Genomic DNA, 26089 nt, shown 5'->3' on the forward strand with positions numbered 1-26089 from the left:
AGCCTGGCGTAATAATCAACGCCGGGCTTTTATTCCTCGAAACTGACAATGAAACGGAGTCCGAGTAACACTGCATCGTCGGTTGTCAATGACGCACCAGGCGAGCCAATCCATTGTATATTAGGCTGTATCGACAGGTAGTCATTAACAGCAACGGAATAAGTTACCTCTATAACCGATTCACCACTCGCGAGAGGCTGTTCAGCGTTCTCAGAGACTTTTGCATGTGCCCAGGCCATGCCCCAACTGTCATCGGCTCGCCCAATTAATCCTGCATTGCCGGTGACCCCGACAGAATAGAATTCATCGAAGAAGTTAAACGATGACGCACCAGCTCCCACACGCCCGAAAAGGGTGATATCGTTAAACGTATGTTCACCGCGCAAATACCAACCGTCATTGCGCTGTCCGGTACTTTGTACACTATTCAGGTACGTTGAATCATCTGTATAACCCCACCACCCCAGCAACAACCGGGTAGAGGTATCCTGATACTGGTATTCGCCGGTTAATAGCAGATTGGTTTTGTTAGGTTGTTCGCTAGGTTGGCGGTACGACAAGCCTGGTGACCCCGGGGCCCCATCGGTAATGGCAAATTTTGCGGTATGATTACCCTGGTAATAGGCAAACCTGGCAGTAACACCCGGCGCAGGGTAAGTCCCCGGCCCGTTTGGCCCACTGACGCCAAACACAGTCCCCATACCAAATGCGCTTTGCACAAATAAATTGGCACTCTCGAGCACATCAAATTCGTAGTTTATGTCGTAAATTCCGAACAGGACTGACAGATGTTCACGGCTAAATTCCAATGCCAGCTTACCCCAATGTAAACCCGCAGAATTCGCTTCAATGTTATTCACACCCTGCTCGTCACCGACCAGCTCAGAGACTGAATGGTTGTCGGTAAGCCACACTTCAGAGTGAAGTTTAAAACTAGGATTAAACGCATACTCAACGCCAAAGGCAGAGTAATACAACAACGCTGAGGACCTGTCGATGCCGCCTTTTACATTGGCAAAGCTGTCAACAACCACCTCGGCGTAAATCTCTGTGTCATTGGGCAGTGCATCCGTTGAAATTAAATCAATCAAACAGCTACCTGGATTTTTTATGCCTGTATTAGCAAGGAGGAGAAGCCGATACTCGTTGGTATCTTTTGCTCACATTTCCCTGACGGTCTGGTTTAATCATAGTTCAGCCTGAAGCATGATTACCAGTGCTACCTATACAATAACCACATAAAAACCAATGGACTAGTAGACTTTGGGTGCATTGACGACGCAATCGCGTCGCCAAAATCAGTACAAAGATGTGTTACGCCGGCGCTTTTACAAACTGGATATTACGCTTTCGCATTAATACACAACTCAGAGCCCACATCAGGAAACCGCCGAAGAACAGCATTGCTGAAGCGTAGCCAGTTTGATTGAACGTAGCGCCACCAGCAAGCAGTGCGCCACCGACCCAGGGACCAATCGCATTTGCTGTATTAAAAGCACACTGTACCAGCGCCCCAATCATTGCATGGCCTGTAGGAGACACATCAAGTAGCATTGACTGAATAACCGCCGCTAAGCCTACACTCGCGCCCAAACAAAATACCGCCAGATACAACAACCAGATGTTGTGCGCAGCCTGAACGTATAGAACAGCAATGACCACACTGCATAACAAGGCTATGCCTGTGGTGCTAACAGGTGATTTGTCTGCCAGCTTTCCACACGCCCAGTTCCCAATAGTGGTACCAATACCAAACATCATCATGGCAATTGAGATGGTGTATTCCGGCGTTTCGGTAACCACTAAAATCGTGTCTGCCAGGTAAGTGTAAATACAAAATACGCCGCCAAAACCGATAAAGATGATGCCGGAGATGGACCAGACCAGCTTGTTCTTCAACACGCCGAACTCATCTTTCAGACTGGTCGGCTTGGTAACCGGGCTACTTGGCACCAGTTTATACACCAATAAGGTCGCTACCAGCGCAAGTACCGCAACAATGGCCATACACAGTCGCCAACTGACATACTGCCCCACCAGGGTCGCCATGGGCACACCAACAATTGTGGCAATGGTTAATCCGGAAAACACAAAAGACATATAACTCGCGCGTTTTCCCATTGGCGCCATACTGGCAGCGACCAGTAACGACGTCGCAAAATAAGCACCATGCGGCAGGCCCGACAGCACCCGGTAAAACACCATTTCGGGCAACGACGTTGCAATCGCACTTAATCCATTTGCAACACACATCATGCCAGTAAACAACATCAATGCGGTTCGGCGGTTCATCTTATTGGTGAGCAACATGAACAACGGGGCGCCTATAACCACACCAATGGCATAACCGCTGATCACATACCCCGCAGCAGATGGCGTAACATCAAACGATGCCGCAATGAGCGGCAGCATCGACATCGATGCAAACTCAGTTAAACCAAGAATAAACGTCCCCAGAGCCATAATAAAAATTGGCCAGAAAGTGGACGAATTACCAGACACTTGTGGTGCAGTGACAGACATGAAACCTCTTAAATCGTGTAAAAACAATAGACAATCAACCCCGGGCATTACCATGCATCGAGGGCTTAAGTATAACTGTGTAGGGAAATCAGCAGTCCGGCTGAATAATTCGGCGAGTCTTTAGAGTTGTAGGTAAATGAAGCGACTTGCCGATGCATAATTTGTATTTTTTGGCTGAAAATCAGCTTGGTATGATTATACGCGACATCAGGCTTAAGTATAAAGCCCAATTGTCGCGTTAATTTGTGTATTAGCCCAGTATTTTTATTTTTAGCAAGTACACCTAAGGTAAGTAATCTTCGCCGGCTGCCGCGGTAAAGGCCATTTCCACTAACCAGTCGGGGTCCGCCAGTTCCACTTTGACACAGGCACGACTCGGTGCCGTTCCTTCATCAAACCAGTTGTCCCACACCGCATTCAAGCGTTCGACATTGGCAAAATCAGTTATGTAAATCGTGACCGTTAAAATGCGGCTTTTGTCGCTGCCGATTAACGCCAGCATGTCTTCTGCCTGCTTAAATACCTGCTCAACCTGACCTTCAATATCCGTGATGCCCTCACATTCCGGCACTTCCACAAAATTGGCAATACCGTTAAATACGGTGATTTCTGACCAGCGACGCGTTGGGTTTATGCGATGAATTTTCATAACCGTCCTAATTGAATTGAGTGCGCGCAGTATACAGACAAGCTAGCGACGATGCATCGACATCAATAACACTCACTTGATATAGTAGGAAGTACACCAATAAGGATTTAAAAGCATGAACGTCGTTGTTATTCCCGTTACGCCTTTTGCACAAAACTGTTCCCTTATCTGGGATCCTGCCACTATGGAGGGCGCGCTGGTTGACCCGGGTGGTGACGTGGAAAAGATTCAACAGGCAGTGGCGAGCCACGGCGTTAGCATCAAAAAAATCATTCTGACTCACGGACACCTGGACCATGTGGGCGGCACACTGGCAGTTGCTAAGCACTACGACGCCCCCATTGTTGGTCCACATACCGGCGATAAGTTCTGGCTGGATGCCCTTATGCAGCAAAGTCAGATGTTCGGCTTTCCGCCTTCGACACCATTCAACCCTGATCAATGGTTAAATGAGGGCGACACAATTTCGGTTGGTAACCTGACTCTGGAAGTGCTGCACTGCCCCGGCCATACCCCCGGCCATGTTGCGTTGGTGGAACGCACCAGTAATCAAGTCATCGTTGGTGATATTTTGTTTGCCGGTTCAATAGGCCGCACCGACTTTCCTCAGGGCAACCATGCACAATTACTGGAAGCAATTCGCACAAAACTGTTTACTCTTCCCGATGAAATGAAAGTCTACCCGGGTCACGGCCCTACCACGACGATTGGTAAAGAGCGCACCACCAACCCCTTTGTCGCTGACAGCAAATACGGATAACAAACAAAACGACGCGTTGTATCCATAGGAAATCCCAATAGTTAACAAAAAAATAACTATTTGATTAGACCTGCACCGTACTCCACCATTTCGTTGGCCAATGTAAGACAACGAAAAGGAAAAATACGATGAAGGCTTTGCTTAAGTGTGCGCTGTTGCTCGTCATCAGTGCCAGTGGACTATCAACAGCGTTTGCCCAACAGCCTCAGGGCATTTCAATGAAAAATACCGAAGCACAGGCGTTTCTCGGCACGCCCATTCGACTGTACCCGGACAATACAGATATGCAGACTGGTGACCGCGAACAATGGGGACATCTGTCGCTGTCACTCCCAGGCGGCTTCACCAGCAACCAGTATTTAATTCGCAATGTAACAAACCCTTCACTGTACGCTTTTTTGCCTGAGCCCGGCACATCTACGGGTACCGCCGTTATTGTGGCCCCGGGTGGTGCGTTTCTGTCGCTGGCAGTGCAAACAGAGGGCGCAGACATCGCCCGGGCGCTCAATAAACGCGGCATTACCGCATTTGTTTTAACCTATACCCTCAACAAAACACCTCGTGATATACCTGGCTACCAGAAAATAGTCGCCGATGTATTTGGCGCTAAGGCGCGTGGAGAAGAGCCTGATATTTTTGTGCCGCAAGCTCCTCAGGATGCCTTAACGGCACTGCGCTACGTGAAAACACATGCCAGTAAATACAATGTGGATCCGGCAAAAATAGGCTTCATGGGTTTCTCTGCAGGTGCCATGACTTCAATTTCAGCGTCAATCGCAGACACCGACAACCGCCCTGCTTTTCTGGGATACGTTTACGGTCCCATGAATGCCATTGAAGTACCGGCCAATGCCCCGCCGCTGTTCGCCGCCATCGCGCTGGATGATGGCCTATTTGGGCGTATGGGACTGGAACTCGTGGGGGCATGGCAAAAACAAAACCTGCCGGTTGAACTGCACGCCTACGAAAAAGGCGAGCATGGATTCGGCGCCGGACGCCCCGGTACTACAAGCATGGGCATGATAGACCAGTTTGTGGCCTGGTTGGCAACGCACAACATGTAGTTCCCAGCCCTACGAAGCCTAAACTTAACGCAGGACCGCTGCTAATACTGCTCCCATCGTGCCGGCTAACACCGCATATAACAGCAGTACCACAGCGGTCCGTTTCAGAATATTCCCGTCCTGGTGCTGCAAGCCAAGGATGGCCGTAACTGCCACTATGTTGTTTATGCACACCATATTACCCATTGCTGCGCCAACATTTTGCAGAGCCATGGTAACGGCAAGCGGCAATCCCAACTCAGCGGCAATGGTATATTGAATGCCCGAAAACGTGAGATTTGAAATAGTCGCAGAACCGGAAAAAAATGAGCCCAATGCTCCGAGAACCGGTGCGAAAAAAGCCCAGTTGTCGCCCGCGAGCGAGGCTAGATGCCCACCAATGTGAGAGACAGCCGAATCAGCGTCGCCTAACATCATCATATTCACGAACACCAGCGCACCGAGCAGTGCCCATAGCGGGTTTATCATTCGCGACGCCGTTTGCCCGCATATTGACTTCATGCGCGTAGAAAATTCTCCGGGGCCATAGCTAACAACACTGGCAAGGGCAATCACGACAAATGGAATAAGTGAAGGCACGTACAACAGACTATGGCGCCACTGGGTCGTGGTATCCAGAATACTGCTAAGGGTAACGACCAGACTGGTACTGACCGACAGCTGCCCAAGCCAACCAAACGATACCGCAACATAAGGCTCGGTTGCCTGCAATAGCCCTTTTAATCCCAGCTCTGGTAAACGGGTTACGACCAATAACAAAATGGTGCCCCACAGGGGAAACGCGGCTTTTATCAGCGCCCGTGTCGACGGTTTGTTAAGACTATCTGCCTGGCCAGCGCCACGGTTTTCTGTTCCAGCTATCTTATCCAGGCCAATGCCAAACCTGGCCAGCAACACGGTGAGTACCAGACCAACAAAACCACCCAGCAAAGACGGAAATTCCACACTATAAAAACTCAGCGCCAGATAAGGCAATGTGCAGGCACAGGTTGCCAGCAACACAAACAGGCCGTTTCTGAAAATACAACGCCAGTCGGGCATCACCAGTCGCAATGCGATAAAAACAATGACAGGCGCAATCAGCGTATTCATACCCGCGGCATATTGCGCACTTGCCATCAGTGTTGACTGTGGCAATGACAACAGTGAGAGTCCAAACCAGACCGGCGTCCCCATGGCACCGAACGTCACCGGTACGGTATTAAGTACCAGACAAAACATGGCCACCCGCAAGGGCGCGAAACCCAACCCACACAGCACCGGTGCCGCGATCGCCGCCGGCGTACCAAACCCACTCGCCCCTTCAATGAGAAAAGCAAACGCCCATCCAACAATCATTAACTGAGCAATGTGATTGCTGCTTACCTGATTAAGCCCTTGCTTTAAGGTATCCAGTGCGCCGGTTATTTCCATACTTTTAAACAGAAACACCGCGCCGCCAATGATCGCCAGAGGCGTGAACGCCAGTAATATCCCGCTTATGACGTTAGCGTGAACAACCGCAAGCGATTGCCCGCCCTGCCAAAGCGCCAGTGCATAGGCAACGAAAGCACACAGTGGTAGCGCTTTGCTCGACGCCATGCTGTTGGGCTTTACCATCAAATAAATTAACAAAATCAGTGGCGCATAAGCCGCCAGAAGCGTGTGCATTGAAGCGCGTTCCGTGCCAGAACATGAGTACTACTGTAAAACAATCACCTCGAGAAATGAACGTAGCCAGGGCCTGTTTATCTTTGATACAACGCAATAGTTTGTACTTTTAGTGGGTCTCAGATAGTCGCGCTTGCAGAGGGGCAACGGCAAACCAACGCCTAAACGCGCGGGTAAAGTTACCCGTATGGCGGAACCCCAGCCGGTAACTGATCTCTGCCAGCGGTAAATGGCCAGATGTAACCCAGTGCCAGGCTTGTTTCTTACGCAGTGCATCCAGCACCTGCTGAAATGAGGCATTTTTGTCGTGCAACCGGCGTTGCAGCGTTCGAAGGCTGAGTCCAAGTTCGTCTGCCGCACCCTGAGCGGTTAGGTTGCCCAGCGGTAAATGACTCAATAACAGCGATTCGAGCCTGGCCCGCAGATCGGCCCGGTCCATGCGGGCAACGTAGTCAGCAACTAACACATCATTTTGTGCAGCCAATTCCGGGCTGGCGGTGAGCAAAGGCTGATGCATCGCCTCGCGCCGGAACAAAATTCGGTCGTAGGCAGCATTAAAATAGACCGGACATTTAAACAATCGTTGCCAGGGTGTTGGGTCTTCCGGTTGTGGGCGACTCAACCATACTTGCTCGGGCTTAAAATCAGGCCGGTAGATATGCCGGGCGGTGAGCACGCAGGTACCGATAAACGCGTCCGTTTCTGAGGCACACCAAGCGGAGATCGCCGGATCGCGATGAAGAGATATTTCAACGCTATCATCCAATGTGTTGATATGCAGCGTCCCGTAATCAGCAAACATCCTGAAATTGTCACATAAACGGGCAAAACCGTCGCGAACGGTATTACTCGCCCATATCGCAAAACCCAGTGCATGCCAGGATGTGGGGCGCACAAAACTCGCCACTGTTAACCCCAACGCGGGATCATCGGTCACAGTAAGGGCCAGGCGCCACAAGCGATTAAGCTGCGAGAGTGAACAACGGGCTTCAGGCAGTGCAGTCTGTACGGGCTCTATCCCTACCCGCTGCAACAGGGCTTTACCGTCGATACCATACGCATTCACAGCCCGGCTGATTACCAACGGCCAACTACCAATCACGCTATATGAGGATTCTGACATGCTCTAACACATTGTTTTGTATTCGATATATTAGTTCACTCTAACGTGCTGAGATTGCCTGCTCAAGCACTATTTATCTTTATACGCCAAAGCAGTATCTCTTTACGCCAATAAATTGCCAAACTACATTTTTTTAACAACAATGAAACAACTTTTCGTCCAGTACGTAGTCTGCTGGTAAACAATGGAGATGTGTCATGCCAACAAAAATTCTGTCTGGTGCCGATAATGCCCACGCCTTTCCCCTGCTTATAAAGCATATCTTTGCATCAGCGGGTCGCTTTGAGCCCGACAACCAAATCATCTATCGCGGCGAGCAACATTTCAGCTACGCTGATTTCACCCGCCGGGTTCAGCAACTGGCCAATGCCCTCAGCGCCGCAGGCGTTCGCGAAGGCGATACTGTGGCAGTCATGGACTGGGACAGTCATCGCTATCTGGAGTGTTATTTCGCTGTGCCGATGCTGGGCGCCGTGCTGCACCACGTCAATATTCGCCTGTCACCTGAGCAAGTGGCCTATACCATGAATCACGCCGAAGACTCTCTGGTCCTGGTTCACGATGACTTTATGCCATTGGCCGATCAGTTGGCGCCGCATCTGGCGACGGTACAAGGGTACATTCGCCTTGCTGATTCACCCGATTCTGCCTGCCCTGCTACGCAAAACATCACGCCACTGGGTGAGTATGAATCATTGCTGGCCGCGAACTGTGACGTATGCGAATTTCCCGACTTCGACGAAAACAGTATTGCGACGACCTTTTATACAACCGGCACAACGGGTAATCCGAAAGGCGTGTACTTCAGCCACCGTCAGTTAGTATTACACACGCTGAATATGGTAGGCATGCTGGGCAGTTATGAGGGGTTGCCGTTATTGCGTTCAAACTCGGTATACATGCCCATTACCCCTATGTTCCATGTTCATGCCTGGGGCGTGCCCTATGCGGCTGTCATGCTCAACTGCACGCAAATCTACCCGGGGCGTTACGAGCCCAATATGCTGGTTGACCTGATCCAACGCTACAAGGTCGATTTCTCGCACTGTGTTCCCACCATTCTGCAAATGTTACTGGGCTGCGAGAAAGGTCAGGCAACCCGGTTTGATGGCTGGAAAATACTGATTGGCGGCAGCGCCCTGCCCAAAGGCCTGGCCCATGCAGCCGTTGATAAGGGTGCCGATATCTACTCGGCATATGGTATGTCGGAAACCTGCCCGCTGCTTACCGTAACACACCTGAACAAAGCGCAACGCGCATTGCCCGCCGAGGAGCAACTTGCATACCGCACGTTAACCGGCGTGCCGTCGAATATGGTGGACTTATCCATTTCAGAACCCGATGGCAGTACGGTAGCTCACGACGGTAAAGCCGTAGGTGAAATTACAGTCCAAACCCCATGGCTGACGCAGGGCTACTTCAAGGAAGAGGAAAAACAGGAAGCATTATGGGAAGGGGGTCGCCTGCATACCGGTGACGTTGCCAGTATCCGCCCGGATGGCTTCGTTGAAATCAAAGACCGCATTAAAGATGTGATCAAAACGGGGGGAGAATGGCTGTCCTCCATCGAACTTGAAGACTTGATCAGTCAGCATGCTGATGTTGCCGCCGTCGCGGTCGTTGGTATTCCGGATGCAAAATGGGGTGAACGTCCTTTCGCTATGGTCGTCCCCAAGGTTTCGTCTCTCACGGCTGAGACACTACAGACGCATCTGATGCAATTTGTGGATTCCGGACATATTTCAAAATGGGCCGTTCCCGAGAAAATTGCCATGGTGGAAGACATTCCCAAAACGTCCGTAGGCAAAATCAACAAGAAAGCCATACGAGAAGAACTGGCAGACCAGTAACCCACTCATCGGTATCAAAACCGGGCGTATTGGCCCGGTTTCGATTAGCTCTTTATATAACCTGGTGCAATAGCCAGGTTTTCAACGTTGTTTAGGGTGAAGCGATTTTGTAACCACAGCTGGTATTCTGCCCCTTTTAACGTTGCCCGTTCAGTACAATCGACATTCCAGCGGCGTAATAAGTAACCAGCCATCGCGGCACGGACGTTAATAAGCAACTGGCTGTTTTCCATCCCGTAGTCCATTTCAATGGCAGTGGGAAACGACACGTTTTTGGGGTGCGGCACTAACTGTAGCGGCAACAGACGATGCCATTCAGCATCCTGTTCGCTTCGCTCTTCTGCGGCGGGCGACTGTTTAAGCGTGACTTTACTGATTCGGGTTAACACGAAATCGCGAAAGCTGTTGCTTTTGCGGTCATAGGCCCGCACGTGCCATCGCAACCCGTTGTCAACAATTGCATGTGGCACCAGCTCGCGGGCGTTTGAGCCACTGCTAAGCGAGGTGTAAATTACGCTGACCGCTTTGTTATTCAGTATCGCCTGAACCAGTTTAGCGACTATGAAAATATCAGGAATATTCAAACTGGACGGTGCTTCAACCGGGAAATGCATGTCACCAATGGCATCAAACCCATCGGAAATATCGTTGGCCAGTTTTGTTAACGTACGTTGGGCGTCGTGCTCAAATAGCGGTTTGAACTGCGCTGTCTGGTAGTAGCGTTTGCCACTTGAATCATAATCAAGATTCTCCGGCGCCAACTCTTTATAAAGATTGAAATCCCGGGAACCGGCTGATAAACCAACTTCAAACCGGTTTATCAGATCCTGACGGTAAATAGCGCCTTTGAATAACAAACAAAAATCGATATACGCCAAACGCTGGCGCTGCGCAAAACTAATACTGTCTAGCATCGTCCCTTAGCCGAAAATATGATAATCGCACCAGTGTGGTTTATTTTAAGACGGGAGTAAAGGCACAATCGACGAAGTATAGACCAATAGCTAATACGTTCGGCTACTCTGCCATCGGGCCTTATTTCGACTTATTTTTCGCCGCAGCATAAAAAGCGACACCCAGTGCCACGCCAATGCTTACGCCCATCGCGACATTGTTTAGCGCAACGCCAATCGCGACGCCAATTGCTACCGCAGCACCAATACTGACCGCAGTCTTATTATTTTTGTTAGATTCCATGTTAGTAATTCCTTTTTTCATAAACAGAAGAAGTGTTAGCTCAAAGAGTTCGCCAGATCTTTTCAGACAGTATCATGCGGAATACATCATCCTCAAATGTCTTTATTGTCTTCCTTTTTTAATGTTGAGGTCAGTCGCTGACCGTTTATCAGTGTGATTTGGCGAAAGTTTAACCAGACTCTCTTTACTCTTCGCACCTTAACCTTTATATTGCGCGCCGTGCACGAGTCCCCTCGCCTGCGTTATACGAGCTTTAACAGCCAGCCTTTTAAATTTATCCGGAAGTACCATTTTGATTACCACTGCCAACATCACCATGCAATTTGGCTCAGCGCCATTATTTGAAAACATTTCAGCCAAATTTGGCAACGGCAATCGTTACGGCCTGATTGGCGCGAACGGCTGTGGCAAGTCCACTTTTATGAAAATACTCAGCGGAAAACTTACTCCCAGTGCTGGCAATGTGTCTCTGGCGCCCGGCACGAAATTGGGGATCCTGAATCAGGACCAGTTTGCATTCGAGGAGATGAGTGTGGTGGATGCGGTAATCATGGGAGACCGCGAGTTATGGGAAGTAAAACAACGCCGTGACGAAATTTACGCCAAGTCGGATATGACAGAAGAAGAAGGCATGGAAGTGGCCGATCTGGAAGTCCAGTTTGCTGAAATGGACGGCTACACCGCAGAATCCCGCGCCGGCGATATTTTGATTGCAGCCGGTATCGAAGAAAGCTATCACTTTGGCCTGATGCGCGAAGTTGCGCCAGGTCGCAAGGTACGAGTGTTGTTGGCTCAAGCCCTGTTTGCTGACCCTGACGTATTGCTGTTAGACGAACCTACCAACAACCTCGATATCTATACGATTCACTGGTTAGCCGAAGAGCTTAACAAACGTAAATCCACCATGATCATTATTTCGCACGATCGTCACTTCCTGAACTCCGTGTGTACACACATGGCCGACATTGACTATGGCGAACTGCGAATTTACCCGGGTAATTACGATGCCTTCACGGAAGCTGCCGCTCTGGTACAAGAACAGCTGCATCACGAAAATGCAAAAAAGAGCGCTGAAATAGAAGAACTACAAAGCTTTGTGGCCCGTTTTTCAGCGAACGCCTCTAAAGCCAAACAGGCCACATCGCGAGCCAAACGGCTGGAGAAAATCGAGCTGGCTGATATTAAAGCATCCAGCCGCCGCAAACCCTATATTCAGTTCAAGCAACACAAAAAGCTGCATCGTCTGGCCATAACACTGGAAGAACTGGGACACAGTTATACCGACACGCCACTATTCAGCGGCGCAAACCTGTTGTTGGAAGCGGGTTCGAAGCTCGCCATCATTGGTGAAAACGGTGCCGGTAAAACCACCTTTCTGAAGTGTCTGATCAATGACGAAACAGCCAAAGAAGGCACGGTTAAATGGGCTGAAAACGCCGCTGTAGGCTATGTTCCCCAGGATAGTTCAAAAGATTTTGCCAACGATATGACCATGTTTGAGTGGATGTCCCAATGGCGTCAACCTAAGCATGACGATCTGCAGGTTAAAGCCATGTTAGGTCGATTATTGTTTGGTTCTGATGACTTCAATAAAAAAGTGAGCGTGTGCTCCGGTGGTGAGAAAAACCGCCTGTTGTTCGGCAAAATCATGTTGCAGGATATTAACGTACTGGTGATGGACGAACCTACAAACCACCTCGATATGGAATCAATTGAAGCGCTTAACAATGCGTTGTTGGCATTCGAAGGCACCGTGATTTTTGTAAGCCATGACCGTGAATTTGTACGTTCACTGGCAACACAGATTATCGAAATCAAAAACCAGTCTCTGACACATTTTGACGGTACATACGACGAATTTCAGTCTCACTTAGGGAACTAACCTGCCTGTAAAGGGCTTAGCGATAATCGGTAAGCCCTTTATACAATCGCTACTATTCGCACTTTGCTTTTGCCTACGCTCTATATTCTCTCTGTCTAATGCCCTCAAATTAGGGGTAACTCCCTATGGCGAATGGGCGAATTTCTACCAAATTTAACATTAAATACGTTTAAATCTGCATAGTGCAAAATTTAGACTAAAGTTTAACATTAAGTATATCCATATCCTTGTAGACAGGAGTTACCGCCGTGTTGGATATCGACAATTTAGACATCAAAAAAATACTCGAACATGCGCACATGGGTGTGGTAATCCATCGAGCAGACACCTCAATCGTATATGCAAACCCGGCTGCGCTTAAATTGTTACGCCTCAGTTACGAGCAGCTAATCGGCAGAGACGCCTACGATCCTCAATGGGCATTTGTCGATGAAAATGGCTTTCCCCTGGAGCTGAGTAACTACCCGGTAAATCGGGTGCTTAACAGCAACAAACGCCTGGAGAATGAAACCATAGGGCTTATCGACAGCACGAGTAAAGAGATATCCTGGTATATGGTGAACGCCTATATGGAAGGCCGGCTGGGTGCAGAAAACTGCTTTGTCGTCGTGACTTTTTCTGACATTACCGAACGCGTAAAACCGTTTTCAGCAGAAGATATTCTGGAAAACGCCCAGGATATGATTATTGTCACCGAAGCAGACAATGTTGAGTACCCAGAAGGGCCGAAGATTGTCTATGTAAACAAAGCCTTCGAAACCCTTACTGGCTATAGTAAAGAAGAGGTGATTGGAGAGTCACCCCGTATACTGCAAGGTTCATTAACCGACAAGGTCGCAAAAAACGAAATCTACGAAGCGCTGAAGAAAAAGCAGTCTATCAGCCAAACGCTGTTAAATTACGATAAATCCGGTCGTCCCTACTGGATAGACATGAATATCATTCCGCTCAAAAACAAGGCCGGACAGGTCACGCACTTTGCGGCAATCGAGCGGGATGTCTCACAAATAAAATTCCAACAGGAGCAACTCGCAAATCGCAATAATGACTTAAAAGCACTTAAAGCCAGCCTGGAAAAACGGGTATCAGAACGCACGCTGTCATTGCAACAAGCCAAAAACCAACTGGAAAACATGGCCTACTTCGACCCCCTCACCCAGTTGCCAAACAGACGCTTTTTCAGTGTACATTTGAGTAAACAACTTGCCGCCGCGAAACGACGTAACGAAATGATTGCCATGGGACTGATAGACATCGATAACTTCAAGCAGATCAATGACAACTACGGTCACAGCAAAGGTGACGAGGTATTGAAAGGCTTTGCGGAAATCATAAACGATGCATTCCGGCACGAAGATGCCATTTGCCGCTATGGTGGCGAGGAATTCACTTTTTCAATAATTATTAACCACATAGAACAAGCTGAGCAAGCCTGTGAGCGCCTGATGCAAGCGATCAGGGCCACCCGTTATAATGTGGGTGACACCACGGTTAACGTCACTGCCAGCATTGGCGTCTGTGTTACACACTGTCAGGCCAACACCGATGAACACATCTTGTATCGCAGTGCTGATAACCTGATGTACAAAGCTAAACAACAAGGAAAAGACCGATATTACATAGGCGATGTGGAATAAAAGCTTTCCTGTTTCGCCCGGTTGTTCGGTTGGCAATTAGTCTAAATTTGCCCCCAGACAAATGAATTGAACTATAGTTATAACAATCTGGTGAGTCGCTATGTTGAGTTAGAATCTAAATAAATTACGTTAATCGTTGCTGACTGTGCATTTATTGCGCATAGTAGTTCTGGCGCCCCAGTAAAAAGCGGATAGCAGGCAATAACATCAATAACAAAATGAAGTGAATTATGAACGTAGCAGACATAGTGCAGCAGGCAGAGTCCGTATTCGTGCTACCTGACTCAGTGACTCAGTTAAAAGCGTGTATCGATGACCCCACATCCAGTGTTGACGATGCTGCTGACATTATTGCGTTCGACCCATCTCTTACATCCCAGCTGCTTAAAATTGCCAACAGTGCTATTTACCAGTTCCCGCACACAATCGATACCATTACCAAAGCCATCCAGGTTATTGGAACAAAAGCCACATATGACATGGTGTTGTCTTATGGGGTTTCTCATACTTTTAAAGAAATTGATACCTCAGTAATCGACATGGATCGCTTCTGGGAGCAGTGTGTAAGCTGTGCATTGTTAAGCAAACATCTCGCAGAATTGAAACGTATTCGCGGTTCAGAAAAATTGTTTGTAGCCGGCCTGCTTCACAACGTTGGCGAATTGGTTATGGTCAGGCTCTATCCGGAAAAGGCCAAACAATGCGCCATGTTAACCCAGCGTGATACACCGGCAGCGCTGCAGCGTAAACTCTTGGGTTTCACCTATGCGACCTTATCTGCTGCATTAATTCAGCACTGGGGATTACCAGAGAGTATTTCCACGCCCATCTCGCATATTCATGATGAGGCAGCCAATCAGGACGTATCGTGCCAGATCATCAAGCTAAGTTATGCAATGTCACTCGACAATGTGAACGCCGATATTTACGCAGAGCAATCACATGTTTCGAGTGAGCTGGTCGCAAAATTAGGCCTTAACGAAGACGACATGGCAGCTGCGCTGGAAGAGACCAATTTCCAGGTACTCAGTGTGATTCAGTTATTCAACCCGACCGCTTTCACCATTTATTAGTTTAATGTCTCATCACTCGTTGAACACGCTGACATACACTGCCCTATTGGTTGTGGTTATCAGCCTGCTAAGTAGTTGTGCAATTACCGTTGACAGCAACCATGTTGGCAGGGACTTTATTAGACTGGACACCTCCAGAATCCAGTTTGGTGTAACCACAAAAAATGACATTACAGCACTGATGGGTACGCCAAGTTATACCCTCGAATTGAAATCAATGGGCCGTCATAGTCTGGTTTACCGCTATTTCAGTCGCATGGCCGAAGCGGTTGCACCCGACCAGGTAGCCAGTCGGCTACAGACGTTTCACTTTGATTTGAATGAAAGACTCACAGGAGTGGACTACGTTAGCTCCTTTCGTGACGATTCCACCTATTTTGATATAGAGAAGGCCAGTCGCATAAAACAGGGCGACCCCAGACAGCGAGTGATTGAGTTACTCGGGCCGCCTTCTGGCGTTAACCCTATTCCCCCACCAGAGAGCGAACTTGGCGAAGTGATTTCCTACAGTTATCCCGTTACAAAATACCTCGACAAGACCTATCATTTACTGACGTACAACGTATTAATTCAATTTGATAAACAAGGAAACGTAGCAACTGTGGATGTGATGGAACCCGCAATCTAGACGGTTACCCTACCCTTGCTCCACTTATAACGTCACAATCGTCGCCTCACTCGCTTACCCTTTCCTTCGTGACACACTACAATCCACTGCTGCAACGAGCCGCCCGATAGTGAATGAATAATACCTTTTCTCATTTGCAATTGGCACTACAACACGATGCGCGTATACTGCAAAGCTGCGCTGTCTCTGCTTATGCCGCCTTTTTTGTTGTATGGTGCAATAGTTTGGTTACAAGTTTTCGCTTTCTGCCGCGTGTTTTTTCAATATTACTGCTGATATTTTGCAGTGCACTGGTGCACGCGCAGGAAAATACATGGGACCGGTTATCACAACCCATTTTCTACGCTCCATTGAGCTCATCGTCTGTAATTGAAGGGCCTGTCGATTCAATTATTGAAGACGAACATGGCCTGATGTGGCTCTCTGCTGCAAACGGCTTATGGCGGTGGGACTCGCACTTTCTAACCCAGGTTCAGTTTACCTCATTAAGTGATTTTGCCTTATTCCCGCAAATACAGAGTACCTTCAAAGACCAACACCAGCGCATCTGGGTGGGCACCAACCAGGGTTTATATCAATTAGATTCGTTGCGTAATCAACTCAGCGCTATTGCTGAAGAACAACTCTCGGCAATCTCGATTCAGAATATCGCTTCGGCACAAACACAAGATGGAGACTTTCTGGTACTCGCCGGCGACCGTACTTTATTTCAGTTTCAGGTTTCCAGCGGACGCCTCAGCGCCATATCACTGCCCGGCTCTGTGCGTGTTTATGCCGTTCATATCGACCCGTCTGACACCCTTTGGGTGGGCACCGACAAAGGCTTGTTTTATGCCCAGCATGAACAAGGCGCTACAGGCAAACAACGTAAGCTGGGTGAACTACAAGCGGTCAAATCATTTCCCGACAATGTTCGCATAAGCGCCATTGACACTACTCAAGCTGGTAAACTGGTCATTGGCACTGCGCAACATGGCTTGTTCGTTAAGCAAACCAGCGGACAGTTTAGTCATATTGCCCTGCAAGGCGCTGCCCAATCAGCCTGGATTTACAATCTGGTTGAGCAACGAGACAACGTGTTGCTATTGGGCACCTTTGGCCATGGACTGGTTGAAGTTGACCTGGCCAACCTGACACAACGCCATGTGCCCTTTAATCGACTTCACCCCTCCGGATTAAGCGACAATAATATTTGGAGTCTGTATCGTGATTCACGAGGACTAATCTGGATTGGTGCCGGTGAGTCACTGAATATTTACGATGCCAGAAACACTGCAGTAAAACACATTATTGGCGGATTAGCGGAGCCTCACGGCTTACCTGCCCCCAAAACACACGCTGTCGTAGCCTTGGAAGACTCTCTGGTGGTCGCCAACGGTTCGCTTGGCTTATTTGAACTCTCTCCCACTCACGGTGTTACTCAGTCATGGTGGCAAGCAGCCAAAGACCCGGTAGAAACCTTGTATGTAACGCCAGCTCAAACCCTTTACGCGTCGTCCAACTTTGCGACAGTTTCACTGCCCTTACCAGACCGTAAAGCCATACCGGTTTCCGTGGGGGAGCGTCCCGCTTCTGTGTTCTCGGGCGCCTTTGCAGATACCGGTAAACTGTTCTGGGTAGGTGGACCCGACGGATTGTGGATGCAATCTAAATCTAACCCCGATTTAGCGAATCAAATATTAACCAATACGACTCACGACCGGCGGGTATCCGCGTTATTGTCTACTCCCGAAGCTCTGTGGGTGGGGACATGGCGTGGCCTGTACAAAGTAACACTCACTGACGATGGTGAGGATGTCAGCCAGATTGATACCATTGCCCACGCAGCGCTCCAACAACAGTTTGTGTCTGACATTTACGCCGACTCCCATGGCAAAATTTGGGTAGCGACCAGTGGCGGAGGCGTATTTGTTGGCACATCATCACAGTCTTCCTGGCAGCAACTTACACACGAAAACGGCTTACCAGGAAATTCAATCGCGGCTATTGCTGGCGAAAGCGAGGGTGAGATTTGGGTAGGCACATCGCGCGGTATCGCGGCCATTTCTACACAAGACTACCAGGTCAGAAAGGTTGTCACCGGCCGTCAGGCAATCAACAGCCCCTATGCCCGTGGCGCTGCAACTTTAACCGTCGATGGCAATGCCGTTTTCGGCGGGAAAAACGGCTTAACAATTGTCACCCCGTCACAATTGGCGGTCTCTGATGAACAACTTGCGTTGGTATTTACTAATGTCAGTGTGCTCACCGAAAAAGGTGAATTACACCCCATTCAACTTGCCGACACTCGGCACCAGTTCGCGCCCTTGCCCCAACGATTGTCATTTGAGTTTGCGGCGCTGGATTACCTGTCTCCGGAGCATATCCGATATCGTTACCGCGTACCGGGCCTGAATGAAAGCTGGACGGAACTCGACGCGGATCACAGGAATATCACCCTGACGAGCCCGTCACCGGGTGACTATGCATTGCATATAGAATATTCCTACGACGGCAAGCATTGGCAAAGTAATACGCTGAATCTGCGCTTTACGGTTCTCCCGGCCTGGTATCAAAGCAATGCTGCCCGTATTACCGGCATAGTGATGCTGGTCATTGCGATTTACGTACTCCACCAGCTGGGACTGCGCCATTATCGGTATCGTCAGCGCATACTGGAGCAAAGAGTGGCAGCCCGCACCGCGGAACTGGTAACAGCAAACCAGAAACTCAGCGAACAGGCTACCGCGCTGGAAAAAGCCAGCTTAACCGACTCGCTAACCGGGCTGAACAATCGCCGCTTCCTCACGCAGAATATCCAACGTGATCTCAAGCGTGTGCAGCGCTATTACATCGACTGTGAAAATCAGGGAATCCAGCCTACTTTTGAGTCGGATGTGCTGTTTTTAGTTATCGACCTTGATCACTTTAAACGCATTAACGATACCCATGGCCACCAGGCCGGGGACACTGTGTTGGTTGAAACGCGCTATCGTCTTAGTCGTATTTTTCGGGATACCGATTACCTGATCCGCTGGGGCGGTGAAGAATTTCTGGCGGTGGTGCACAACACGTCCCGCCGTGAAGCCCACATACTGGCTGAACGCGTCGTTACTGAAATTAATGGCTGTGCGTTTAAAATAAACGACCACGTGAGTCTAAGCGTAAGTTGCTCGGTGGGCTTCGCGCCCTACCCTTTGCAACAACAGCACTACAACTTCTTTGACTGGCATACCACGGTAGCGATTGCAGATGCCGCGCTATACGAGTCAAAAAGCCGCAGCCGGGATACCTGGACTGGTATTCCATCGATTAAAGAAAATGCGTCAGAAGAGACGCTCACGCTTATTCAGCAACAACCGTCTCGCGTATTTGATGTAGCAGAAACCATAATACGGCCATAACGCGCTATTGCCCGACTACAAACCCGCGACTGTTACGGTGTATAATTCAGTACTATAAGCGCGTCCCGAAACAACAACGATTCAATAACCATGTCAAAACCGCTCACTTACTTGTCGCACTACCCTCAACATTTGCAGGATCAAATCCAGCAGATGCAGGCGCAAAATCAATTGGGCAACTGGCTGCGTTCACGCTATCCCAATGTGCATAGCATAAACAACGACAAAGACTTGCGTGACTATGCCATGGACATTAAAAATCACTATATGAAGAAAACCCAGCCATTGAGTAAAGTGGTCTACGACAACAAAATTCATATTGTTAACCATGCGTTGGGTCTTCACTCTTATGTGTCGCGGGTTCAGGGCGGCAAGCTAAAGAGTAAGAACGAGTTGCGGGTAAGCGACTTGTTCAAACACACACCAGAGCCATTTTTAAACATGATCGTGGTGCATGAGCTCGCCCATTTAAAAGAAAAAGACCACAATAAGGCATTTTATAAGCTGTGCAACCACATGCTGCCCGATTACCACCAGCTTGAGTTTGAAGTGCGTGTTTACCTGACTGAGCTGGAACATACCGGCTATGTGTTCACGCAGCCTTCCTGACAGGACACCCCCATGGATTTTGAATTTGTTACCGATGTAACAGGCCAACCTCTGGCTAAGTGCGATATTGAAAGCGAAGCCTTTGGTGATTGGCTAAGCCATGACATTGGCACTGACCGGGCCGCGATCACCGCGTTGATAAATACGCTTCAACAAGTACTCGACAGACAACGCGCTGACTACCAGTACAACGGTAAGATTTATCATTTGATCATTGCCGATGACGAGGTCGAAATATTTCACAATAACAACGAGCTCGCACACAGCGAATTTGAAGACGAAGACCTCGACGGCCCGGTAGCCGGCTGTGGCCTGGTTGAATGCAAACATCTGCTGGAAAATTGGCTGGCATTCATTGGTTAATCAGAAATTCACACACAAATAAAGTACACTAGCGGCAATTCGACGCCAAAGGACAACAAAAGTGGCATTACAATGGTTTCCGGGGCACATGCACAAAGCCCTGAAAGAAATAAAAGAGTCAGTCAGTAAGGTCGATATTCTTATTGAAGTCCTCGATGCACGCATTCCGTATTCCAGTGAAAATCCGGAGATAGCAAAAATTCGGGGCGACACCCCTTGCCTGAAAATACTCAATAAGTTTGATCTGGCCGACCCGGACCTTACCGCACAATGGCAGGCTCACCTGGAAAGTGAGCGCGGCGTAACCACCATTACCACTACTAGCGACAACCCGGCTGCCAGCCGTCAGATCATGTCGATGGTGCGCGAGATTTGCGCCAGTAAAGAAGCGTCGGCCAAGTCTATCAATGCCATGATCACGGGTATACCCAACGTCGGCAAATCGACGTTAATCAACATTCTTGCTGAACGCATTATTGCCAAAACCGGCAATGAGCCCGCGGTAACCAAAAGCCAGCAGCGTATTAATTTAGGCAGCGGCATTGTCTTATTCGACACCCCGGGGGTGCTGTGGCCGAAGCTGGAAAACCCCAATTCCATTTATCGCCTGGCGGCTTCTGGTGCGGTAAAAAATACCGCCATGGAATTCGACGACGTCGGTTTTTACGCCGCCGACTACTTAATTAAAGCCTACCCAGACCTTATGCAGGAACGCTTTAAACTGGACGAAATCCCGCCAACAGAGCTTGAGTTTCTGGAAGCCGCAGCCAAAAAACGCGGCGCCATAATGAGCGGCGGCCGGGTAAATCTGCACAAAATCTGCGAAATTCTTCTGACTGAATTACAAGCTGGTAAGTTGGGGCGTATTACCCTTGAGACGCCCGACATGATCACGGCAGAAAAAGTAGAAATGGAGAAAGTGGCCGCTAAAAAAGCAGCGGACAAAGCGAAACGCAAAGAGCGCTTTAAACAGGGCTCATTAACGCCCGACAAAAAAGACCGTAAAGAAAAGCGGGAACAAAAGCGCCAGGAACAAAGCCAGCGTATGAAAAAGCGCCGCTAACACAGGCCACTCGCAATAATTGCCGGGCCAACCCGGCACACAATAACGGTTCAGGCAAATTACAATAGCTGAATATTTCTTTATACTGACACTTCTGATTATTTAGCCTTTGGATTCAACGTGTTTACAGCCAACCTAGCAATGGAAAAAGCGTTTCAGTTCTCGCGCTTTGACCTGTCCAACCCGTTATCGACCTGCTCAGCACATCCCATTCTACTGGATGACGAAAATTGGCTTACCTGCGAACATTACGTGCAGGCCAAAACACTCAGAAGTGCTCAGCACGCTCAAAAGGTCGCGTCTTTACCTACCGGCGAAAAAGCCTATGCGTATGGCAAAGCCTGGTATCGCGCTAACATCGCCGACTATAAAACCACGGCGCCCATTATGATGAAACGGGCGTTATACACCAAAGTGCAAATGTACGAAGAAGTGCGCGAGGCGCTGTTTGCCACCGAGGACCGGTTAATTGTTGAAACGTCGCAATACGACTATTTCTGGGGTATTGGCCGTGACCAACGTGGCCTGAACCACATTGGTAAAGCCTGGATGGATATTCGCGACAAGTTACAAGCAGCAAGCTAACTGGCTAGCTACTTTGCTGTGCAGCCACCATAGCCAGCGCAACCGCCTCCGCCACGCGAATACCGTCGATACCGGCAGACAGAATACCGCCAGCATAACCCGCGCCCTCACCTGCCGGATACAATCCTGACACGTTCACGCTTTCATAGTCACCGGTTCGCTTAATACAAATAGGCGACGAGGTGCGGGTTTCAACACCGGTTAGCATGCCATCGGCCTTGGCAAACCCTTTGATCTGGCGGTCGAAGGCTGGGATCGCCTCGCGAATGGCTTCAGTTACAAATTCAGGTACTACCTTGCTCAAATCGGTAAGCGTAATGCCCGGTGTATACGACGGGGTAACTTCACCCAGCTCCTGACTGGGTTTACCTGCCAGAAAATCACCAATTAACTGCGCCGGTGCGTTGTAGTTTTCACCACCAGCGCGATAAGCAGCCTCTTCCAGTCGGCGCTGTAACTCAATGCCAGCGAGTGGGTGGTCCGGGTAGTCTTTTTCCGGAGTAATTCCCACCACAATCGCACTATTAGCATTGCGTTCATGGCGTGAATACTGACTCATGCCATTGGTCACCACGCGGCCTGGCTCGGATGCAGCGGCAACCACAGTTCCGCCCGGACACATACAGAAGCTGTAAACCGAACGGCCATTTTTACAATGGTGAACCAGCTTATAATCGGCCGCGCCAAGAATAGGGTTTCCTGCATTGTCCCCAAAGCGACACGCATCAATCATGCTCTGTTCGTGCTCAATTCGAAACCCGATCGAAAACGGCTTGGGTTCAATATATACGCCCTGCTCGTGCAGCGCAGTAAAGGTATCCCGCGCGCTGTGCCCGATTGCCAGCACCACAAACCGGCTAGCCAGATATTCACCGTTAGAAAGATGCAGGCCTTTAATTTGATTGCCGTTGTCGGTTGCTTCCAAATCCAGCTTTTCAACCTTGGTACTAAAGCGAATCTCACCGCCCAGCTCAATAATCTGCGCACGCATTTTTTCCACCATATTCACCAGTTTAAAGGTACCAATATGGGGTTTACTTACATATTCGATTTCCGCCGGCGCGCCCGCCGCCACAAACTCGTGCAGCACCTTGCGGCCATAATGTTTGCGGTCTTTTACCTGGCTATACAGCTTGCCGTCAGAAAAGGTACCTGCGCCGCCTTCACCAAACTGCACGTTCGACTCAGGGTTTAGCGGTTGCTTACGCCAGAAACCAAAGGTGTCTTTGGTGCGTTCTCTTACGGCTTTACCACGCTCCAGCACAATGGGTTTAAATCCCATTTGCGCCAAAATTAACGCAGCAAACAAACCACATGGCCCAAGCCCCACGACGACTGGGCGTTCGGTTAAGTTTTCTGGCGCTGTTGCCACAAACTTGTATTGCATATCCGGCGTTGGGCGAACATGGGTTTGCTTTTTAAACTTCTCCAGCAGGCTGCCTTCGTTAGAAACGTCAACGTCCAATGTATAAATTAACTGAATATCTTTGTTGTTACGCGCATCGTAACCACGCTTAAATACGTTAATGGCATTCAGCTGCTCGGCATCTATGCCAAGCGTTGCCAGTACGGCTTTTTCAAGCGCTTGTTCATCGTGGTTAAGGGGTAATTTGATGTCCGTTAATCGCAACATGGGGGCAGGTACTCTGGTTAATGCCGGACGGCCTCTCCGTCAGGGCAACGCATTTTAAATCAGATCCAGAAAGATAGGTAGCTGAAGGCGCAAAATAGCAGTGATTCGCGTAATTCCACTTGTCTTTTGAGCTTGCTAATTTACACTTAGCGCCTGTTCAACCCGGATATCACATGAATCGCCAATGACCTTCGTAGTAACCGACAATTGCATAAAATGTAAATACACGGATTGTGTTGCGGTGTGCCCCGTAGACGCTTTTTTTGAAGGGCCAAACTTTCTGGCCATCGATCCGGCTATTTGTATTGATTGTGCGTTGTGTGTACCCGAGTGCCCGGCCGAAGCGATTTTTCAGGATACGGCCCTGCCGCCCGGGCAGGAAGACTATCTGGCGATCAATGCAGAACTGTCGCAGCAATGGCCAAACATTACCGAATTAAAACCCGCCCCGGCAGACGCAGATGAATGGAATGGCGTGCCTGATAAGCTGCCGTTATTAGAAAAGTAGCCCCGGCCATTAGTGGCAAAAAGAACGATTAGCCTTTAAAGCCTTTGGCAACCAAATACACTTCACGAGAACGAGGACGCGACGCTGCAGGTTTACGCACAATGACCTTATTGAACGAACTGCGCACATCTTTAACGTATTCATCGTATCCTACGCCCTGAAACACCTTGGCACAGAAACTACCGCCAGGTTTTAATACATTGCGCGCCATATCAAGGGCCAGCTCCACCAGATACATAGACGCATACTGATCGGTTGTGTTTACACCGCTCATGTTGGGTGCCATGTCTGATACCACGGTGTCTACCTGATCGTCACCCAGCATTTGCAGGATCTGGTCGTACACGGCTTCATCGGTAAAATCGCCCTGAATAAAATCCACACCAACAATACCGCTCATCGGCAGAATGTCAGACGCGATCACTCTTCCACTGTCGCCAACAATCGGCGCTACGATTTGTGACCAGCCACCTGGTGCAGAACCCAAATCCATAACCACACTCCCCGCGCGGAACAGATTGTCTTTCTCGTTAATTTCAATCAGCTTATAGCTGGCCCGCGAACGATATCCGTCTACCTGTGCTTTTTTCACGTAGATATCATTAACGTGTTCGTCCATCCATTTTTTGCTGGTTTTCGATTTTGCCATTCTGATGCGCTGCGTTGAGAGTTCCGATGAGGGCGCTATTGTAATGGCTTAAGGCCGATTTGCAAAACCTCAACCACCTGGCGAGATACCAATTGCGCCGCCAAACCGGTACAATTCGCGCTTTGTTACCGCCAACAGTTCAGAATTCGCCCATGAAACTCGACGATGTTAAAAAACTGCATCAAAAAAAATACCGCACGCAATTTGGTTACTATTTAGTTGAAGGCGAACATTTAATTCTTGAGCTGTTGAAAGCCCATTCAAGTGCCGAAGAACAGCAGGCGATAACACTCTATGTAACCGAACAATTTGAGCAGTGGGCACACGAGCTGGCCAGCGCATTTACCATCTCGGTGGTGACGCAAAAGCAAATGAGCCAACTTAGTGACACCAAAACCCCGCAAGGGCTGATTGCCTGCGTGCCATTGCCCTCCAAACAAACCGTTAAGCCACTCGAATCCGGTGAGCGCTGTATTTACCTGCATGAAGTCCAGGACCCCGGTAATTTGGGCACCATTTTGCGCTCGCTGGCCTGGTTCGGTAACTTTCGGTTACTGCTTAGCCCAAACAGCGTAGACCCGTTCAATTCCAAAGTCGTGCGCGCGAGCATGGGCGCTATCTTCCACACGCATGTAGAACTGGATGTAACCCTGGAATCACTGTCAGAACGATTCAAACAGTTCGCGTACTTAGACTTAAACGGCGACGCCATTAACTCCCCGAATTTCGGTAACTTCGAATGCTATTTGTTTGGCAACGAAGCTCGCGGCGTACCAACCGAAGCGCTTCAAAGCTTTAATGCAGTGCCGTTTACCATTGCCGGAAATGGCAAAATTGATTCATTGAATTTGGCTTCTGCCGTGGGGATCAGTGTTTATCAATTGGCGTTGTAACAGCGCTCTGAAATTAAATTAACGCATTCTAAAATCTGATATTAAAGCTACAAATTGATATCGAGAAGAGCGTATGGTTTTAGAAACTTCGAGAATTACAGAATTAGAGTAATGACCCATTGTGGATGGGATGGAATAATTAATAGAACGAGATGAATGCTGATCCCCCGTTTATGGGGTATAGCCTGACCCAAAAGGTGACCCAACGGCTTTCTTTAGTTCGTTAATTCGTGGATATTTTTAGAGACTGAATGGCTGTATGTCACGCCACTCAAGGGGAGTAGAGAAGTTGGTCGGTGTGAGAGGATTTGAACCTCCGACCCCTGACACCCCATGACAGTGCGCTACCAGGCTGCGCTACACACCG

Annotated in this window: 24 protein-coding genes and 1 tRNA gene; 15 read left to right on the forward strand and 10 right to left on the reverse strand. The window is 49.1% G+C overall.

Annotation, left to right across the window (positions count from 1 at the left end; translation table 11 throughout):
* Positions 1–29 precede the first annotated feature (29 nt).
* From BUB81_RS09690 to BUB81_RS09700, 3 genes are all read right to left on the reverse strand, one after another.
* Positions 30–1091, reverse strand: a complete 1062-nt coding sequence (locus tag BUB81_RS09690) for a carbohydrate porin (RefSeq protein WP_073322052.1) — start codon at positions 1089–1091, stop codon at positions 30–32.
* Positions 1092–1314: 223 nt separating this feature from the next.
* Positions 1315–2523, reverse strand: coding sequence for an MFS transporter (locus tag BUB81_RS09695; RefSeq protein ID WP_073322055.1), 1209 nt, complete (start codon positions 2521–2523; stop codon positions 1315–1317).
* Between the two features lie 283 nt (positions 2524–2806).
* A complete protein-coding gene (locus tag BUB81_RS09700; protein ID WP_073322059.1) occupies positions 2807–3172 on the reverse strand; it encodes a RidA family protein in 366 nt (121 codons plus the stop codon).
* Between the two features lie 115 nt (positions 3173–3287).
* On the opposite strand from BUB81_RS09700, the gene BUB81_RS09705 reads away from it, so the two are divergent.
* Entirely contained in the window at positions 3288–3932 is a 645-nt protein-coding gene (locus tag BUB81_RS09705; protein ID WP_073322062.1) for an MBL fold metallo-hydrolase, read from the forward strand.
* A 128-nt stretch (positions 3933–4060) separates the two neighbouring features.
* On the forward strand, positions 4061–4996 hold the full coding sequence (locus tag BUB81_RS09710; RefSeq protein ID WP_073322065.1) for an alpha/beta hydrolase: 936 nt from the start codon (positions 4061–4063) through the stop codon (positions 4994–4996).
* Between the two features lie 24 nt (positions 4997–5020).
* On the opposite strand, the gene BUB81_RS09715 is transcribed toward BUB81_RS09710, so the two are convergent.
* Together BUB81_RS09715 and BUB81_RS09720 are read right to left on the reverse strand one after the other, a co-directional pair.
* Positions 5021–6646 (reverse strand): L-lactate permease, encoded by a 1626-nt coding sequence (locus BUB81_RS09715; RefSeq protein WP_073322068.1) that lies wholly within the window; start codon positions 6644–6646, stop codon positions 5021–5023.
* Between the two features lie 109 nt (positions 6647–6755).
* Positions 6756–7769: an AraC family transcriptional regulator gene (locus BUB81_RS09720; protein WP_073322071.1), complete on the reverse strand. Its 1014-nt coding sequence runs from the start codon at positions 7767–7769 to the stop codon at positions 6756–6758.
* 197 nt (positions 7770–7966) lie between these two features.
* Here BUB81_RS09720 and BUB81_RS09725 point away from each other — a divergent pair, with 197 nt between their 5' ends.
* Positions 7967–9619: a fatty acid--CoA ligase gene (locus tag BUB81_RS09725; protein WP_073322074.1), complete on the forward strand. Its 1653-nt coding sequence runs from the start codon at positions 7967–7969 to the stop codon at positions 9617–9619.
* Between the two features lie 44 nt (positions 9620–9663).
* Here the strand turns inward: BUB81_RS09725 and BUB81_RS09730 are convergent, their stop codons facing one another.
* Both BUB81_RS09730 and BUB81_RS21945 read right to left on the reverse strand, forming a co-directional pair.
* On the reverse strand, positions 9664–10533 hold the full coding sequence (locus tag BUB81_RS09730; protein ID WP_073322077.1) for a WYL domain-containing protein: 870 nt from the start codon (positions 10531–10533) through the stop codon (positions 9664–9666).
* Positions 10534–10654: 121 nt separating this feature from the next.
* Positions 10655–10816 carry a glycine zipper domain-containing protein gene (locus BUB81_RS21945; protein WP_175555794.1) on the reverse strand — a complete coding sequence of 54 codons (162 nt, stop codon included), beginning with the start codon at positions 10814–10816 and terminating at the stop codon, positions 10655–10657.
* 292 nt (positions 10817–11108) lie between these two features.
* Here BUB81_RS21945 and BUB81_RS09735 point away from each other — a divergent pair, with 292 nt between their 5' ends.
* From BUB81_RS09735 to BUB81_RS09775, 9 genes are all read left to right on the forward strand, one after another.
* A complete protein-coding gene (locus BUB81_RS09735; protein WP_073322080.1) occupies positions 11109–12698 on the forward strand; it encodes an ABC-F family ATPase in 1590 nt (529 codons plus the stop codon).
* A 248-nt stretch (positions 12699–12946) separates the two neighbouring features.
* Positions 12947–14335 carry a sensor domain-containing diguanylate cyclase gene (locus BUB81_RS09740; protein ID WP_073322082.1) on the forward strand — a complete coding sequence of 463 codons (1389 nt, stop codon included), beginning with the start codon at positions 12947–12949 and terminating at the stop codon, positions 14333–14335.
* Positions 14336–14565: 230 nt separating this feature from the next.
* Positions 14566–15408 (forward strand): HDOD domain-containing protein, encoded by an 843-nt coding sequence (locus tag BUB81_RS09745; protein ID WP_073322085.1) that lies wholly within the window; start codon positions 14566–14568, stop codon positions 15406–15408.
* 4 nt (positions 15409–15412) lie between these two features.
* Entirely contained in the window at positions 15413–16036 is a 624-nt protein-coding gene (locus BUB81_RS09750; RefSeq protein ID WP_073322088.1) for a hypothetical protein, read from the forward strand.
* 113 nt (positions 16037–16149) lie between these two features.
* On the forward strand, positions 16150–19419 hold the full coding sequence (locus tag BUB81_RS22475) for a ligand-binding sensor domain-containing diguanylate cyclase (RefSeq protein ID WP_073322091.1): 3270 nt from the start codon (positions 16150–16152) through the stop codon (positions 19417–19419).
* Positions 19420–19509: 90 nt separating this feature from the next.
* Positions 19510–20028, forward strand: coding sequence for a M48 family metallopeptidase (locus BUB81_RS09760; RefSeq protein ID WP_073322094.1), 519 nt, complete (start codon positions 19510–19512; stop codon positions 20026–20028).
* A 12-nt stretch (positions 20029–20040) separates the two neighbouring features.
* Positions 20041–20391: a YacL family protein gene (locus BUB81_RS09765; protein WP_073322097.1), complete on the forward strand. Its 351-nt coding sequence runs from the start codon at positions 20041–20043 to the stop codon at positions 20389–20391.
* A 61-nt stretch (positions 20392–20452) separates the two neighbouring features.
* A complete protein-coding gene (ylqF, locus tag BUB81_RS09770) occupies positions 20453–21454 on the forward strand; it encodes a ribosome biogenesis GTPase YlqF (RefSeq protein ID WP_073322100.1) in 1002 nt (333 codons plus the stop codon).
* Positions 21455–21574: 120 nt separating this feature from the next.
* On the forward strand, positions 21575–22039 hold the full coding sequence (locus BUB81_RS09775; protein WP_073322103.1) for a riboflavin biosynthesis intermediates N-glycosidase: 465 nt from the start codon (positions 21575–21577) through the stop codon (positions 22037–22039).
* A 4-nt stretch (positions 22040–22043) separates the two neighbouring features.
* On the opposite strand, the gene BUB81_RS09780 is transcribed toward BUB81_RS09775, so the two are convergent.
* Positions 22044–23672 carry an NAD(P)/FAD-dependent oxidoreductase gene (locus BUB81_RS09780; protein ID WP_073322106.1) on the reverse strand — a complete coding sequence of 543 codons (1629 nt, stop codon included), beginning with the start codon at positions 23670–23672 and terminating at the stop codon, positions 22044–22046.
* A gap of 184 nt (positions 23673–23856) precedes the next feature.
* Here BUB81_RS09780 and fdxA point away from each other — a divergent pair, with 184 nt between their 5' ends.
* Complete coding sequence (gene fdxA / locus BUB81_RS09785; protein ID WP_073322109.1) at positions 23857–24180, forward strand: ferredoxin FdxA; 324 nt, start codon at positions 23857–23859, stop codon at positions 24178–24180.
* Positions 24181–24208: 28 nt separating this feature from the next.
* Here the strand turns inward: fdxA and rlmE are convergent, their stop codons facing one another.
* A complete protein-coding gene (gene rlmE, locus BUB81_RS09790; protein ID WP_073322112.1) occupies positions 24209–24829 on the reverse strand; it encodes a 23S rRNA (uridine(2552)-2'-O)-methyltransferase RlmE in 621 nt (206 codons plus the stop codon).
* A 152-nt stretch (positions 24830–24981) separates the two neighbouring features.
* Between rlmE and BUB81_RS09795 the strand changes: the two genes are divergently transcribed.
* Together BUB81_RS09795 and BUB81_RS21950 are read left to right on the forward strand one after the other, a co-directional pair.
* Positions 24982–25722 (forward strand): TrmH family RNA methyltransferase, encoded by a 741-nt coding sequence (locus BUB81_RS09795; protein WP_073322802.1) that lies wholly within the window; start codon positions 24982–24984, stop codon positions 25720–25722.
* Between the two features lie 54 nt (positions 25723–25776).
* On the forward strand, positions 25777–25878 hold the full coding sequence (locus tag BUB81_RS21950) for a hypothetical protein (protein WP_245819153.1): 102 nt from the start codon (positions 25777–25779) through the stop codon (positions 25876–25878).
* A gap of 134 nt (positions 25879–26012) precedes the next feature.
* Here BUB81_RS21950 and BUB81_RS09800 read toward each other — a convergent pair.
* Positions 26013–26089 (reverse strand) — tRNA-Pro (locus BUB81_RS09800).

The sequence above is a fragment of the Marisediminitalea aggregata genome (assembly GCF_900129565.1).
Lineage (GTDB): Bacteria > Pseudomonadota > Gammaproteobacteria > Enterobacterales > Alteromonadaceae > Alteromonas > Alteromonas aggregata.

What these genes read in the sequence shown, in the direction of transcription:
- BUB81_RS09695 (WP_073322055.1), bottom strand. Translation starts at nt 2,523, where the DNA reads ATGTCTGTCACTGCACCACAAGTGTCTGGTAATTCGTCCACTTTCTGG.
- BUB81_RS09700 (WP_073322059.1), bottom strand. Translation starts at nt 3,172, where the DNA reads ATGAAAATTCATCGCATAAACCCAACGCGTCGCTGGTCAGAAATCACC.
- BUB81_RS09705 (WP_073322062.1), top strand. Translation starts at nt 3,288, where the DNA reads ATGAACGTCGTTGTTATTCCCGTTACGCCTTTTGCACAAAACTGTTCC.
- BUB81_RS09710 (WP_073322065.1), top strand. Translation starts at nt 4,061, where the DNA reads ATGAAGGCTTTGCTTAAGTGTGCGCTGTTGCTCGTCATCAGTGCCAGT.
- BUB81_RS09715 (WP_073322068.1), bottom strand. Translation starts at nt 6,646, where the DNA reads ATGCACACGCTTCTGGCGGCTTATGCGCCACTGATTTTGTTAATTTAT.
- BUB81_RS09720 (WP_073322071.1), bottom strand. Translation starts at nt 7,769, where the DNA reads ATGTCAGAATCCTCATATAGCGTGATTGGTAGTTGGCCGTTGGTAATC.
- BUB81_RS09725 (WP_073322074.1), top strand. Translation starts at nt 7,967, where the DNA reads ATGCCAACAAAAATTCTGTCTGGTGCCGATAATGCCCACGCCTTTCCC.
- BUB81_RS09730 (WP_073322077.1), bottom strand. Translation starts at nt 10,533, where the DNA reads ATGCTAGACAGTATTAGTTTTGCGCAGCGCCAGCGTTTGGCGTATATC.
- BUB81_RS21945 (WP_175555794.1), bottom strand. Translation starts at nt 10,816, where the DNA reads ATGGAATCTAACAAAAATAATAAGACTGCGGTCAGTATTGGTGCTGCG.
- BUB81_RS09745 (WP_073322085.1), top strand. Translation starts at nt 14,566, where the DNA reads ATGAACGTAGCAGACATAGTGCAGCAGGCAGAGTCCGTATTCGTGCTA.
- BUB81_RS09750 (WP_073322088.1), top strand. Translation starts at nt 15,413, where the DNA reads ATGTCTCATCACTCGTTGAACACGCTGACATACACTGCCCTATTGGTT.
- BUB81_RS22475 (WP_073322091.1), top strand. Translation starts at nt 16,150, where the DNA reads ATGAATAATACCTTTTCTCATTTGCAATTGGCACTACAACACGATGCG.
- BUB81_RS09760 (WP_073322094.1), top strand. Translation starts at nt 19,510, where the DNA reads ATGTCAAAACCGCTCACTTACTTGTCGCACTACCCTCAACATTTGCAG.
- BUB81_RS09765 (WP_073322097.1), top strand. Translation starts at nt 20,041, where the DNA reads ATGGATTTTGAATTTGTTACCGATGTAACAGGCCAACCTCTGGCTAAG.
- BUB81_RS09780 (WP_073322106.1), bottom strand. Translation starts at nt 23,672, where the DNA reads ATGTTGCGATTAACGGACATCAAATTACCCCTTAACCACGATGAACAA.
- fdxA (WP_073322109.1), top strand. Translation starts at nt 23,857, where the DNA reads ATGACCTTCGTAGTAACCGACAATTGCATAAAATGTAAATACACGGAT.
- rlmE (WP_073322112.1), bottom strand. Translation starts at nt 24,829, where the DNA reads ATGGCAAAATCGAAAACCAGCAAAAAATGGATGGACGAACACGTTAAT.
- BUB81_RS09795 (WP_073322802.1), top strand. Translation starts at nt 24,982, where the DNA reads ATGAAACTCGACGATGTTAAAAAACTGCATCAAAAAAAATACCGCACG.